This is a genomic window from Ruminococcus sp. Marseille-P328 (assembly GCF_964249465.1).
GTDB classification, from domain to species: domain Bacteria; phylum Bacillota; class Clostridia; order Lachnospirales; family Lachnospiraceae; genus Blautia_A; species Blautia_A faecis.
Map to the genome: position 1 here is coordinate 22,973 of NZ_CAXUBQ010000013.1, position 14,703 is coordinate 37,675.

General features: G+C 43.0%; 10 protein-coding genes. 9 read left to right on the forward strand and 1 reads right to left on the reverse strand.

All coding sequences use genetic code 11. The annotated features are described in order from the left end of the window. Nucleotides 1–54 precede the first annotated feature (54 nt). The 4 genes from ACESTK_RS10550 to ACESTK_RS10565 all read left to right on the forward strand — a co-directional run bounded on the left by ACESTK_RS10550 (nt 55) and on the right by ACESTK_RS10565 (nt 5,366). Nucleotides 55–3,273, forward strand: a complete 3,219-nt coding sequence (locus ACESTK_RS10550; RefSeq protein WP_118577792.1) for a response regulator — start codon at nt 55–57, stop codon at nt 3,271–3,273. Nucleotides 3,274–3,514: 241 nt separating this feature from the next. Continuing rightward, entirely contained in the window at nt 3,515–4,270 is a 756-nt protein-coding gene (locus tag ACESTK_RS10555) for a ThiF family adenylyltransferase (RefSeq protein WP_148461155.1), read from the forward strand. A gap of 134 nt (nt 4,271–4,404) precedes the next feature. Next, complete coding sequence (locus ACESTK_RS10560; protein ID WP_226815623.1) at nt 4,405–5,127, forward strand: LytTR family DNA-binding domain-containing protein; 723 nt, start codon at nt 4,405–4,407, stop codon at nt 5,125–5,127. A 65-nt stretch (nt 5,128–5,192) separates the two neighbouring features. Next, entirely contained in the window at nt 5,193–5,366 is a 174-nt protein-coding gene (locus tag ACESTK_RS10565; protein ID WP_319017259.1) for a DUF6783 domain-containing protein, read from the forward strand. Nucleotides 5,367–5,381: 15 nt separating this feature from the next. On the opposite strand, the gene ACESTK_RS10570 is transcribed toward ACESTK_RS10565, so the two are convergent. Beyond that, complete coding sequence (locus ACESTK_RS10570) at nt 5,382–6,617, reverse strand: nucleotide sugar dehydrogenase (protein ID WP_148461157.1); 1,236 nt, start codon at nt 6,615–6,617, stop codon at nt 5,382–5,384. A 246-nt stretch (nt 6,618–6,863) separates the two neighbouring features. Here ACESTK_RS10570 and bsh point away from each other — a divergent pair, with 246 nt between their 5' ends. The 5 genes from bsh (at nt 6,864) to ACESTK_RS10595 (ending at nt 14,650) form a co-directional block, all read left to right on the forward strand. After that, nucleotides 6,864–7,838 (forward strand): choloylglycine hydrolase, encoded by a 975-nt coding sequence (gene bsh / locus ACESTK_RS10575; protein ID WP_195991537.1) that lies wholly within the window; start codon nt 6,864–6,866, stop codon nt 7,836–7,838. A gap of 199 nt (nt 7,839–8,037) precedes the next feature. Next, entirely contained in the window at nt 8,038–10,311 is a 2,274-nt protein-coding gene (gene lon, locus ACESTK_RS10580) for an endopeptidase La (protein ID WP_226854709.1), read from the forward strand. Nucleotides 10,312–10,542: 231 nt separating this feature from the next. Continuing rightward, entirely contained in the window at nt 10,543–12,171 is a 1,629-nt protein-coding gene (locus ACESTK_RS10585; RefSeq protein WP_226854711.1) for a DUF1002 domain-containing protein, read from the forward strand. A gap of 348 nt (nt 12,172–12,519) precedes the next feature. Continuing rightward, a complete protein-coding gene (locus ACESTK_RS10590; RefSeq protein ID WP_118577788.1) occupies nt 12,520–13,131 on the forward strand; it encodes an ECF transporter S component in 612 nt (203 codons plus the stop codon). A 316-nt stretch (nt 13,132–13,447) separates the two neighbouring features. Next, complete coding sequence (locus ACESTK_RS10595) at nt 13,448–14,650, forward strand: class I SAM-dependent rRNA methyltransferase (protein WP_148461162.1); 1,203 nt, start codon at nt 13,448–13,450, stop codon at nt 14,648–14,650. Nucleotides 14,651–14,703 lie beyond the last annotated feature (53 nt).

The window sequence follows — 14,703 nt, forward strand, 5'->3', positions numbered from 1 at the left end:
TTTGCAGAAAGCCTTTTTCAAACACGTATCAAACAGAGTGAGGGTTTTTATAAAATGTTATATAAGGAAAATTATGAGGATAAAATATATTCTTTAAACAAGACGGTACCTGGACAAACACAGGATTTATCACAGGCAATACAGAAAACACTGGAAAATAATGGCGGGGTAGGTATGTTGACCGGATATTATGACCAAAATCTGTCTATTCTGTCTGTGAGTAATCTGCTGCTACATAGTATAGGACATACGTTCGATTCTTTTATGAAGCAGACAAAAGGCTCATTGAAGAATTTTTTTTACGGCAAGGATATAAGTATATTGGATCGAGACCGTTTTTTGCAGATCCACGGAGCCGGGGAAGCGCAGATTCTTACAGCGGACGGTACAGTGAATAATGTACGGCTTTATAAAGAGGATGCGACAGATGAAGCAGGCAGACAGATCTGGATTATGTCCGTACAGGTCAACTGGGATCATGTAAATCTGGCACTGATCAATGAGGCTATCTGTTCCGGCTTCTGGTATTTTGACTGTGACGAAAACAGTGAGATTGTGAATGCAAACTGGAGCCATGAGTTCCGAAAAATGCTTGGCTATCATGATACTCTGGATTTTCCGAATAAACTGGAATCCTGGTCAGATCTTCTGCATCCACAGGATAAAGAAAGAGTAATGATGCAGCTTCAGGCGGCAATTGCGGATAAGACGAATCAGGTAAAATACCAGGTAGAGTACCGTATGAGAATGAAGGATCATCAGTACCAGTGGTTTCGGGCATCAGCAGAAGTAATACGCCGGCTGGATGGTTCTGCCAGCAGGATTGCCGGGATTTTTATTAATATTGATGCGGAAAAAAAAGAAATTATGCAGGCACAAAAGTCAGCTGCTTTCCACCGTGCCTTTACGAAAACAGATCTGTGCGAATATTATGTTAACCTGGAAGCAAACACATTTGATACCTTTAAGGTTGAACCGTCCCTGATGACTGTTTTTGAACAGAGTCATACATGGGATGAACTGATCCGGCATTTTGTGGATTCCTATGTTGTGGAAACAGATAAGAAGGCAGTATCTGCTTTTTATGATCGTGGCTATATTGCGGAAAAACTGAAGGGTCTGGAAACCGAATTGTCTTTGGAGTGCCGAATCACTCTGAAGGGAGAAGAACGATGGGTCCGTAATGTGATCATACGTGGCGAGATAGAGGATTCAGAATATGCCATGATTTTTCTGCGGGATATTACGGAGGCAAAGGTAGAGAGCGCACGGCATCTGCAGATGGCAGCGGATAATGCTTCCATGGAGCAGCTGATTCAGAGCATAGTGCGTCTGGTTGACCGTTTTGTTGTCTGTGATCTGGAAAATGACAGATATGAATTCTACAATCTGAATGGACAGATGATATATAAACCTCTGGGCTTCTATCATGATTTTCAGATGCAGGTTCTTGAAAAGTATAAGACACTGGAACCGTTGGAAGCTATAGATATTCTGATAGCCCCGGAAAATATCCGGGAAAATCTGAAAAGCGAAAATGATATTTATAAGTTTGAGTATTGCAGCCTGGATGAAAAGACTTATAAAATCGCTTCTTATATTCCCTTGGAATGGAAGAATGGAAAGCTGGAAAAGGTATTGCTGGCATCCATGGATGTGACACAGGAGAAGAAAGCAGAGATTGAATCCCGTCAGGCACTGAAAGAGGCTTACCGGTCCGCAGAAAATGCAAATCGTGCAAAAACAGAATTCCTTTCCAATATGTCCCATGATATCCGGACACCGATGAATGCCATTGTGGGTCTGACAGCAATCGCCGGAGCAAATATTGAGAGTCAGGACAGAGTTATTGAATGTCTCAGCAAGATTACAGAATCAAGCCGTCATCTGCTTGGGTTGATCAATGAAGTGCTGGATATGGCACGTATTGAAAGTGGAAAAATGACACTGGCACAGGAAGATTTCAATCTGTCAGAATTGGTGGATAATCTTATTACACTTACGCGACCGGTGCTTGATGAACATAAACATAATTTTGATATACACATTAATCATATTGAACATGAGGATGTCTGCGGTGACAGTCTGAGGATTCAGCAGGTATTTGTGAATCTGATGAGTAATGCGATCAAGTATACACCGGATGGCGGGAATATTACTTTTTCCATAGAGGAAAAGCCAAATGGATTTTCGGAGCTTGGATGCTATGAATTCACGATTGAGGATAATGGAATCGGTATGTCGCCGGAATTCCAGAAAATCATGTTTGATCCCTTCAGCCGCGCAGATGACCATCGGACAACCAGAGTTCAGGGAACTGGTCTGGGAATGGCAATCAGCAGAAATATTGTAAATCTGATGAATGGTAATATTAAAGTGGACAGCACCTTACACAAGGGAACTAAAATTACGGTAACAATTTATCTTGAACTTCAGGAAAAAGAGAAAGAAAAGGATGAAAATCTGATGAATTTGCCGGTTCTGGTTGTGGATGATGATAAGACATGCTGTGAAAGTACAGTTGCGACATTGAAGGAGATTGGAATTACAGGCGAATGGGTCCTCTCCGGCAGAGAAGCCGTTGAGCGCTGCTATGCACGTCATGAGCTAAAAAATGATTACTTTGCTGTTATTTTGGACTGGAAGATGCCGGATATGGATGGCATAGAAACTGCCAGACAGATTCGGAAACGGATAGGGAAGGAGATTACCATCATTGTACTGACATCTTATGAGTTCAGCGAGATTGAAGAAGATGCAAAGGCAGCAGGTGTAGATGCTTTTATTGCAAAACCGTTATTCCGTTCCAGGCTGACCGCTACACTGCGGCAGTTTGTTTCTGACAAAAAAGAAAAAACAGCAAGGAATTATCTGGAGAATCTGTCAGAAGCAGATTACACAGGAAAAAGGATTCTGCTGGTCGAGGATAATGAGTTAAACAGAGAAATTGCAGTGGAAATCCTGCAGATGACAGGGGCAGAAGTTGAGACAGCCGAAAATGGAAAAATTGCAGTTGAAAAAGTGGAGGTTTCTCCAAAAGACCGGTATGACCTTATTTTTATGGATATCCAAATGCCTGTTCTGAATGGTTATCAGGCAACCGCAGCAATTAGAAGCCTCCCCGGTGAAAAAGGAGAACTGCCAATTGTTGCCATGACTGCCAATGCTTTTGCAGAAGATGTACAGCTGGCAAAAAATACAGGTATGAACGGACATATCGCAAAGCCGCTGGATATGAATAAGCTGAGTGATGTTTTGAAAAAATGGCTGTAATGATACTGCGAACGGAGTGAACAGGAACGCTGTAATTTATTTATGTGTAGGCGAAAAAATAATTGACAGAAAAACACAGTCATTATAAAATATTTCCGAAAGGTAATGTGGACAAAAGTCTGGGTGGATAAGCTTCCCAGGCTTTTTATGTGAAGATAGAACAGACCGCAGTTTTCTTATTGAAAGAGAAATGTCTGTTTGAAAGTCTGTTGCCTGTCTTTCATTGAGGAGAGAAAAATTTATGTTAAATCAGTTTTCAAGAACCCAGCTTCTTCTTGGAGAAGAGGGGATGAAGAAGCTTGCCGGTGCCAGAGTGGCAGTATTTGGAATCGGCGGTGTTGGCGGATATGTGTGTGAGGCGTTGGTGAGAAGCGGGGTAGGTGCTTTTGACCTGATCGATGACGACAAGGTATGCCTTACGAATCTGAACCGCCAGATCATAGCAACGCGAAAAACAGTGGGAAAATACAAGACGGATGTTATGAAAGAGCGTATGCTGGAAATCAATCCGGACGTGAAGGTGGAGACACATAAGTGTTTTTTTCTGCCGGAGAATGCAGACGATTTTCCATTTGAAGAATATGATTATATTGTAGATGCAGTAGATACCGTTACTGCAAAAATCTCCCTTGTCATGAAGGCGAAGGAGAAAGGGGTTCCGATCATCAGTTCTATGGGTGCCGGAAACAAACTGGATGCAAGCCAGTTTAAAGTTGCGGACATTTATAAGACTAAGGTCTGCCCTCTTGCCAAGGTTATGCGCCGCGAACTGAAGAAACGTGGCGTCCGTAAGCTGAAAGTGGTTTATTCCGAGGAAATCCCTACAAGACCGATAGAGGATATGTCCATCAGCTGCAGAACCCACTGTATCTGCCCGCCAGGTGCCAAGCACAAATGTACAGAGCGTCGTGATATTCCGGGAAGCGTAGCATTTGTGCCGTCTGTTGCAGGACTGATCATTGCCGGAGAGGTTGTGAAGGATCTTTGCAAGCCTTGAAAGATCCCACAAAGTGGGGAGTGCAGGTAATTGAGGATTATGCTCTGAAACGTGACGATTATGCAGATTTCTCCCCGAGAGGGAACGTTGTGTTATAATAAACTAGTCAAGTACAAGGAGGCTTTGGGAGAGCTTTGGTAAACAGAATTGCCATATGTGACGACGTGGAAGTTGAGCGTTTTGTGCTGAAGCGTCAGTTGATGGTGTACTTTCAGACAAATGGCAGGGAGGCGCAGATCCAGGAATATGAATCTGGAGAGAGCCTCCTTGCAGACATTGAAGAGGGCTATATATGGCCAGATCTGATTTTTCTTGATATTTATATGGGCGATCTGAATGGAATGGACACGGCACGGAAGCTGCGTGACCTGGGAGTAAAAGCGCCTATTGTATTTCTGACTGCTTCACCTGATTTTGCGCTTGAAAGTTATGAGGTAGAAGCATCCGGCTATCTTCTGAAACCTGCAGAAGAGAAGCAGACCACAGCAATTTTAAACAGACTGCTGAAGTCTGAGCTTCGCAGGCGGATTTCCGTGAAATGCAGAAGACAGTATCGTTATCCTTTCGTGGATGAAATTTTATACCTGGAAAGTGACCGCCATACAGTAACCTTACATATGCTGGATGGTTCGGTGCTTGAAACTGCGGAAAAACTTGGGAATCTTGAGAAAAAGATAGAGGATCCCCGTTTTTTGCGTTGCCACCAAAGCTTTCTGGTAAATATGGATCACATTACAGATGTAGAAGAGGAGTTTTTACTCCGAAATGGAGAACGGGTTCCCATTCGCGTGAGAGGACGTAAGGATGTGCTGGATGCTTATAATCACTATTTCAGGATAAAGTCATCCGGCAATTGAAAGAGAGCAATTGCCAGTATGGTGAATAAAAAAACGGATTTCATAGACAACAGGCAGGAAACACAGTGATTAAACGGAGCTATTGCTCTCTTGATCGCTATGTTTCCTGCCTGTTTTTGTATGGTGCAGATTGCGGTATATTTTGCTCGAATTCGACCTACGCAGCCCGCTGCGGCGCCCTCATCCGGGCAAAATCTCCCACAAATTGTGATGTACATCTTGCGGAAAGCCTTTTTTAGACACGCTTTCGTTTCTTAATCCCTGGAAAACAGATCCCTTGTATAAACCTTTTTCTTCACATCGTCCAGGACCTTGTCATAACGGTTCGCCAGAATACACAGGCTTTTTTCTTTAAACTCTTCCAGATTATTTACAACCTTGCTGCCAAAAAATGTGGAACCGTTTTCCAAATTGGGCTCATAGATGATGACAGTGGCGCCTTTTGCCTTGATCCGTTTCATAACACCCTGAATGCTGCTTTGCCGGAAATTATCGGAATTACTCTTCATAGTGAGGCGGTAGACGCCGATAACCACTTCTTTTTCCAGGCTTGACTGATAAAGGTTGTCCTCATTGTAGTTGTAATAGCCGGCTTTTTGCAGTACCTGATCAGCAATAAAATCCTTTCGGGTACGGTTGCTTTCCACGATTGCGGACATCATATTCTGAGGAACGTCGTTGTAATTGGCAAGAAGCTGTTTGGTGTCCTTAGGCAGGCAGTAGCCGCCGTAGCCAAAGGAAGGATTATTGTAATGAGTTCCGATCCGGGGATCCAGACAGACTCCATTGATAATATCGCGGGTGTTCAGCCCCTTCATTTCCGCGTAAGTATCCAGCTCATTAAAATAGGAAACACGAAGTGCCAGATAGGTGTTGGCAAAAAGTTTTACAGCTTCTGCTTCCGTATATCCCATGAACAAGGTGTCGATATTTTCTTTGAGAGCACCCTCCTGAAGAAGTGCTGCAAAAGTGTGAGCTGCCTCTCTGGTGTGCTCATCACAGGAGACAATGATCCTGCTTGGGTAAAGATTGTCGTACAGGGCCTTGGACTCTCTGAGAAATTCCGGGCTGAAAATAATATTGTTATTGTGAAGCTTCTTTCGGATAGATTCTGTGTAGCCTACAGGAATCGTAGATTTGATCACAATTGTGGCAGCAGGATTCACCCTTGTGACCAGGCTTAGTACAGCTTCAACAGCGGAAGTGTCGAAATGATTTTTCCTGCTGTCATAGTTGGTGGGGGTGGCCACTACCACAAAATCAGCCTCTGCGTAGGCGGATTCTCCGTCTGAGGTGGCCGTAAGATCCAGTTCCTTTTCCGACAGGTATTTTTCGATATATTCATCTTGGATTGGAGATTTCTTCTGGTTTATCAAAGCAATCTTCTCCGGAATTATGTCAACTGCAACAACATGATTATGCTGAGCCAGCAGTACAGAAATAGAAAGCCCTACATATCCGGTACCTGCGACTGCAATAGATTTATTCATGGTAAGTTCCTTTCTTAAAAAAGTGTGAAATCGGGAAAAAAGAGTTTAAATTTTCACAGTTTGTGCTACAATATATAACACTAATGATGAACCGTTCATGCACAATTTTTATAAATAATAACATGACAGACTGGAAAATACAACGCCTTGGGAACTTTTTGGAATATGCAGATTACAGAACGTTACCAGTGAACAGTAATACAGAACTGACTTTTAAACAGTCTCTGATGAATGGAGGAACAGAATATGTGTACAGCAGCAACCTATAAAACAAAGGATTTCTATTTTGGAAGAACTCTGGATTATGAGATTTCCTATGGAGACCAGGTAGTGATCACGCCTAGAAATTATGTATTTGACTTAAGAGAAGGCGGTCAGCTGAAAAATCATTATGCCATGATCGGAATGGCATGTGTTATGGAGAACTATCCTCTGTATTATGATGCGGTCAATGAGAAAGGGCTTGGAATCGCCGGCCTTAATTTCGTTGGAAATGCCAGCTACAAGAAGCCTGTAGAGGGGAAAGACAATATCACTCAGTTCGAACTGATCCCATGGATTCTGGGAAAATGTGCTACAGTGAAAGAAGCACGCCAGCTTCTTAAGAATATGAACCTGATTGACACCCCATTTCTTCCTGATCTGCCAGTTGCGCAGCTGCACTGGATTATTGCGGACAAAGAGGAATGTATTACCCTGGAGTCGTTGGAAGAGGGAATGAAAATATATGATAATCCAGTAGGTGTCCTCACAAACAATCCGCCCTTTAACTATCAGATGTTTAATCTGAACAATTATATGCAGCTGGCTGTGGAAAACCGCAGTAACACGTTTTCAGAAAATCTGGAACTGAATCAGTACAGCCGGGGAATGGGTGGCATGGGACTGCCGGGAGATCTCTCCTCCCAGTCAAGATTTGTGCGGGTGGCCTTTGTAAAAATGAACTCTCTGTCCGGGGATTCAGAAGAAGAAAGTGTAAGCCAGTTTTTCCACATTCTTGGCAGCGTAGACCAGCAGAGAGGCTGCTGCAAGCTGGGAGAAGACAAGTATGAGATTACGCTATATACTTCCTGCTGTAATACAGATAAGGGAATCTATTATTATAATACTTACGACAATCACCAGATCAGTGCTGTGGATATGTACAAGGCGGATTTGGATGGTGAGAAGCTTTATACCTATGCGCCCATAAAAGGGGAACAGATCAGAATGCAAAATTAGCTTTCGTTTCGAAATAAATGTTTCAAAAAACTACCATGTTCCAGAAAGAATGTTCGATTCTTATTGCAAAATTTTAATTTAGTGCTATAATGAACTATCATAGATTCAGATGGCGAATTCATATGAGTTCGCCATTTTCTATAGAACAAATCTGGCACTCATATTAAAGGAGTGCTAACAATACAAGGAGGAAACATGTATGATTACAATACCAGTTTATGAACTTCTTCTTTTACCGGAAGTTACATTTTTCTTTAAAAAAGATATGTTTCCGGAAGGCAGAATTAAAGAACAGAATATCGGAGAAGAAATTCTCTTCGTTTTACAGAAGAAAGAAATAGCCCCAGAGGAAATTTCCATGGAAAATATTTTTCCAGTGGGCGTGATGGGAATCATTGAGAATATAGACGAGGAAGGCAGCGTCAAGATTACTACCAGAAGAAGAGTGCAGGTGACTCATGTAGAATATACTGACAGCATGGTTCAGGCAGAAGCGGTAGATCTTCCGGATATCCAGGATATCTCCCCGGAAGAAGAAAAGGAGAAATTTGATAAGATCAAGAAAGAACTGATGGATTTTGCAAAAGGCTTTCAGTGGGGCGTCTGGGTACGCAGCATGATCTACCATTGGAAAAGCTATCCGGAAGCCGTCAGTGCCCTGGCTGGTTACATGAGCCTTTCCTGGGAAGAAAAATACCATATGATCGAGGTGGATTCCAGGAAAGAACGCATGCATCTGATGGAAGAGGCTGTCTATGAGCTGATGGAGATTTTCCGTGTCAGTGAGGAAGCTGAGACTGCGCAGAAGAACTCCAATGAGAAAGTTTACCGGGAGTCCGCTATCCGGAAGCAGATCGAATTTCTTCAGCAGCAGCTGGACGAAATGCATCCGGAGAATATTTCTGATGTGCGCCGTTTCCAGAAGAAAATCCAGGAATCCGGCATGAATGAGGAAGCACGCAAAGAAGCTGAAAAGGTGCTGAACCGCATGAAGCAGGAAGGAAAAGACAGCCATGAGTATGGTATGCTGTATGATTATCTGGACTTTGCTACAAGTCTTTCCTGGAAGACAGAGGAACCTGCTGAAATTGATTTGAACGAGGCAGAAGAAATCCTGAATGAAGACCATTATGGGTTGAAAAAAGTAAAAGAGCGAATTATCCAGCAGCTTGCTGTTATGGCTCTTAATAAGAAACAGTCTGGTTCCATTTTATTGTTTGTAGGTGCGCCTGGAACTGGAAAAACCAGTATCGGACAGAGTATTGCCCGTGCGCTTCACCGTAAATACGTGCGTATCAGTCTTGGTGGAATCCGTGATGAAGCGGAAATTCGAGGACACAGAAGAACCTACATAGGTGCTATGCCAGGCAGGATTATGGAAGGAATGAAGAGAAGCGGAGCTGCAAATCCGGTTATGGTACTGGATGAGGTGGACAAGCTCGCCAAAGATTACGGCGGTGATCCGGCAAGTGCTCTTCTGGAAGTGCTGGATCCGGAGCAGAACGGAAGCTTTACAGACCATTATATGAATGTTCCTTATGATCTTTCAAATGTGCTTTTTGTGTGTACAGCCAATTCCACCGATACCATTCCTGAGCCATTGCTCAATCGTATGGAAGTAATCCAGTTTCCTGGATATACTGCAGTAGAGAAGTTTCAGATCGCGAGACGTCATCTTTTGCCGAAAGCAATGAAGAGCATGGGAATCAAAGCCCAGAATCTGAAGGTGACAGATGAGGCAATCCGCCGCATTATTGAAGAGTATACAGCGGAGGCTGGTGTCCGCGGACTGAAGAAGCAGATGGATGTGCTATGCAGATATGCAGCTGTGAAGCTGGTAAAGGGTGAGCAGAAGAGCATTACGGTAAGTGAGAAGCGTGTAGCAGAATTTTTGGGACATGGAATTCATCATGAGAAGATTCTGGAAAACCCAGTGCCTGGAGTTGTAACCGGTCTTGCCTGGACCAGTGCTGGTGGAGAAATCCTTTTTATCGAAACTTCTTTTACAAAAGGCGATGGAAAGGTGATCATTACCGGACAGCTTGGAGATGTGATGAAAGAGTCCGCCCAGATTGCCATTACTCTTGTGAAGTCCCTCTATCCGGAATTTGCAGATAAATTCAAGGAAAATGATCTTCACATCCATGTGCCGGCAGGAGCAGTTCCCAAGGATGGCCCATCAGCAGGCATCACGCTGGTAACTGCATTATCCTCTCTGGTGACAGGAAAGCCTGCACCAGCAGAAATAGCAATGACAGGAGAAGTTTCCCTTCGCGGCGGTGTTATGCCTATTGGCGGATTGCCGGAGAAGCTGATGGCTGCCCAAAGAGCTGGCGTAAAGCATGTGTTTATTCCATATGAGAATATGGATGATCTTGATGATGTGGCCGATGAGGTAAAAGAGAAGCTTGAGATTACACCAGTTAAGACCGTGCAGGAGGTTCTGGATTACTGTTTACAGCCTGCACGGTAACAGGCTCTGGAAAAGCTGCTGATATAATAATTTTTTTACCAAAACATATTTTCAGGTTCAAAGAGAGAATTAACAATTAAAATTACAAAAACTATAAGAAGTATGTTATAATAAGTGTACTAAATGAAACAACTGCAAAGACAGAAGTGCAGTGCATGGAAGCCGTTACAGAGTATGAGGCTTTCATTAAAGATCAGATTATAACCCAGACAGAAAGTTGGAGGAAAAGTTATGAAGAAAGGCAAATTATTAGCTACGCTGCTCTGCAGCGCATCAATGGTTATGGGAAGCTTGGTTCCCACGGTACCGGCTATGGCAGATGCTATGAAGGTTGTTACACTTGGCGCAGATCTTTCAGATGAGCAGAAGAACACCATGCTGAAATATTTTAAGGTGGATTCCAGCCAGGTACAGATTATCTACGTTACCAATCAGGATGAGAGGGATCACTTAAGTTCCTATGTTCCGCTGGAGCAGATTGGTACAAGAACAGTGAGCTGCGCTTATGTGAAGCCTACCACATCCGGTGGCATCAAGGTTCGTACCGCCAATTTGAACTGGGTTACCTGCAATATGATTGCAAGTTCCCTTTCCACATCTGGTGTTACCAACTGTGAGGTTGTTGCTGCATGCCCATTCGAGGTATCCGGTACAGGAGCACTGACCGGTATCCAGATGGCATATGAGACTGCCAGTGGACAGAAGCTTGATGAGACCAAGAAGAAGCTTGCTACTGAGGAGATGGTAGTTACAGGTAATCTTGCTGATTCTGTAGGAAAGAATGACGCTACCACTGTTATCAACCAGGCGAAAATGCAGGTTATTGCAGACAATGTTCAGAATGCAGACGATATCTACAATATTGTTGTAAATATCTCCAATAATAACAATGTAACTCTTACAGATGATGAGATTAATACCATCGTAAACCTGCTTCAGCAGATTTCCCAGCAGGACTATGATTACTCTGAGATGCAGGAAACTCTGGAGCGTGTAAATGACAATGTAACAGGAAAGGCAGAGGAGAGCAGTGATTCATCAGATGATGAGGACAGTATTGTGGATAATGTAGACCAGAGTGCTCTTGGTGACAATGTTATCGAGAGTTCTACAGAGGATCCGGGACTTGCTGAGGAGACTGGAGCTGCAGACGAATCCGGTGAAGAATCCTGGGAAGAATTTCCGGCTTCTGATGATTCCGGCGAGAACACAGATGGAAGTACAGATGAGTCAGCTGATGGTGACATCAGTGAAGTTGGCGGAACAGATACTGGTGATGGCAGTGATTCTTCCGAAGAGATCACAGATATATCCCAGCTGAATACAGATTTCCTTGGCGATGATGCGAAAGCGAAATTTGAAAAAGCGAAGACCTTCTGTCAGGGAGAGTACAGCGGTGATGAGGACGCTCTTTACGAAGTAATGGGAGATGATGCTGCAGTTACTGTAACACTTGATTCCGACACAGCCAACAAGCTTTCCATCAAGGTTCTTCAGAAATACCTTGGTATCCTTGGAAATGGTGCTGTTTCCTATCAGGAGGATGGAACTGAGAAATACATTACACCAGAACTGAACATGCTGGATAAAGAGATGAAGAAACTTTTCGGCATTGATGTGATCGATGATGGTGAGTCTTCTGAGGATATTGATGTTCTTGGCGATGCAGTATCTTCTGATGATAAAGATACCCTGTATAAAGATACCATGAAGTTCTTTGAGAAACTTTATGGTGAAAGTTCAGATTCCAGTGATTCAGCTGACGGCTCTGAAAATGTGACAACAGATGAAAGTGCTACAGATGAAGTTGGCGATGAATCTTACGACGAGACTATTGATGAAGAGTCCTACGAAGAATAACAGACCTGAATTCGGAAGAATACTGTTGAATAGTATGTGGTGATGCTCCAGGAGATGACATGTCTGCTGGTGGAAAAGGTACAGAAACTGATATCCAGTGGGATATTGGGGACTGTACCTTTTTTTGCAGAAAACAACTGACCTCTTAAAAATAATCAAAACTGTCTATTGAAGACATACCAGTATCTCGCTATGATAAGTGCTAATTAGATACTGCAGTATAAAAAGCAGTGATTAAACAGGAAACATTGGAGCTTGTTTGAGAAATCATTCCTGCAACTTGTGAGGCACATCTTGCAGAATGTTTTTTCAATATGTACCAGGTTTCCGGGAAAGAGAGAGAAACCTATGAACAAACAGAATTCTACCATTATGAAACTTGCAGAGACTGCACTTCTTGCAGCACTTTGCTATGTATCTTTTACATTTTTGCAGATTAAGATTCCGGTACCGGGTGGAGATGCTACTTCTCTTCACATCGGAAATACCTTCTGCGTGCTTGGAGCTCTGCTTCTTGGCGGTTGGTACGGCGGTCTTGCTGGTTCTATTGGAATGACTATTGCAGACCTTATGGATCCGGTTTACATTACAGGAGCACCCAAGACTTTTGTCCTGAAGCTTTGCATCGGTCTTATAACAGGTCTTGTAGCCCACAAGATTGCAAAGATCAATGAGACGAACGACAAGAAATACGTATTCAAATGGAGTCTGATCGCTTCCATTGCAGGTCTTGCTTTTAATGTGATCGCAGATCCCATCGTTGGCTATTTCTACAAACAGTACATTCTTGGTCAGCCCCAGGAAGTAGCGAGCATCCTTGCAAAATTAAGCGCCGGTGCTACATTTGTAAATGCAATTGTATCTACAATCCTGGTTGTGATTATTTACAATGCAGTTCGTCCAGCCCTTATTAAGGCAAATCTGATTCATGTATATGTAACTGCAGCGAATGCGAAATAAGAAGAAAATAACCATCTGGAAAAGTCAGAATATAAGATAAGTGAAAGCTCTGGAATGTCTGAACCGTGTACCGCCATTGAAAGTCAGATTTAGAATCTGACGATAGGAAGCGAGTTCAGGCAGTCCGGAGCTTTTTTGTGTTGTTAATGAGACTGAGATGTCTGTTAAAAAAAGAAGATGAATGGCTGGCAGTTTATAAAATTTTAAGATTAGTGAAATTTTTATGACTTTTTCTCAGAACCCCTGGAAACACTGGCAAATTGAGAAATTGTGTGCTACAATGTTACCTAAATCGCAAAAGCAAAGGAGTAGTGCTATGAGTCTGGCAGTAGTAACCCTGAAAAAGGGAGAAGGACGTCTTTTGAAATCCGGCGGAATGTGGATTTTTGATAATGAAGTAGCTTCTATTATGGGAAGCTTTGTAAATGGAGATATTGTACTGGTTCATGATTTTGACGGATATCCTCTGGGAAGAGGATTTATCAATACGAATTCCAGGATTGTGGTACGTCTTCTTTCAAGAGATGAGAATACTGTGATCGATGAGGAATTTTTTGAGAAAAGAGTGCGGGATGCATGGGAGTATCGTAAGAAAGTAACGGATACTTCAAGCTGTCGCGTGATCTTCGGAGAGGCAGATTTTCTGCCGGGTTTTATTGTGGACAAGTTTTCTGATGTGCTGGTGGTACAGTCCCTTGCACTTGGAATCGACCGTTATAAAGAGATGCTGGTGGAACTTCTGAAGAAAGTTCTGGCAGAGGATGGTATCCGGATCTGCGGCGTTTACGAGAGAAGTGACGTGAAAGTACGTAAGCAGGAGGGAATGGAGCCATATAAGGGCTTTATTGGTGAAGAGTTCCCTACTTTGGTTGAAATTGTGGAAAATGGTGTAAAATATCAGGTGGATGTAAAAGACGGTCAGAAGACAGGATTTTTCCTGGATCAGAAATACAATCGTCTGGCAATCCAGAAGCTTTGCAGGAATGCCAGAGTTCTGGACTGTTTTACCCATACTGGTTCTTTTGCTTTAAATGCAGGATATGCAGGAGCGAAAGAAGTAACTGGTGTGGATGCTTCACAGCTTGCAGTTGATCAGGCTACAGCCAATGCAGCTTTAAACGGACTTTCTGATTCTGTAAAATTTATCTGTGAGGACGTCTTCGATCTTCTTCCGAAACTGGAAGAGAAAGGCGAGAAATATGACGTGGTGATTCTGGATCCACCTGCATTTACCAAGTCAAGAAGCTCTGTTAAGAATGCAGTGAAAGGCTATCGTGAGATCAATCTTCGTGCCATGAAGCTGGTGAAAGACGGCGGTTTCCTTGCAACCTGTTCCTGTTCACATTTTATGGATTACCAGCTTTTTACCCAGACCATCGGGCAGGCTGCCAGAAATGTGCATAAACGTCTCCGTCAGGTAGAATATCGCACCCAGGCACCAGATCATCCGATCTTATGGTCTGCTGATGAATCTTATTATCTGAAATTTTACATTTTTCAAGTCTGCAGCGACAGATAGGAAAAGACGGAATGATTGCTGGTTGTTTTGTGAACCATAATAGTGAATGTACA

Coding starts and splice junctions, on each gene's coding strand:
- ACESTK_RS10550 (WP_118577792.1), top strand. CDS start 55: ATGTTATATAAGGAAAATTATGAGGATAAAATATATTCTTTAAACAAG.
- ACESTK_RS10555 (WP_148461155.1), top strand. CDS start 3,515: ATGTTAAATCAGTTTTCAAGAACCCAGCTTCTTCTTGGAGAAGAGGGG.
- ACESTK_RS10570 (WP_148461157.1), bottom strand. CDS start 6,617: ATGAATAAATCTATTGCAGTCGCAGGTACCGGATATGTAGGGCTTTCT.
- bsh (WP_195991537.1), top strand. CDS start 6,864: ATGTGTACAGCAGCAACCTATAAAACAAAGGATTTCTATTTTGGAAGA.
- lon (WP_226854709.1), top strand. CDS start 8,038: ATGATTACAATACCAGTTTATGAACTTCTTCTTTTACCGGAAGTTACA.
- ACESTK_RS10585 (WP_226854711.1), top strand. CDS start 10,543: ATGAAGAAAGGCAAATTATTAGCTACGCTGCTCTGCAGCGCATCAATG.
- ACESTK_RS10590 (WP_118577788.1), top strand. CDS start 12,520: ATGAACAAACAGAATTCTACCATTATGAAACTTGCAGAGACTGCACTT.
- ACESTK_RS10595 (WP_148461162.1), top strand. CDS start 13,448: ATGAGTCTGGCAGTAGTAACCCTGAAAAAGGGAGAAGGACGTCTTTTG.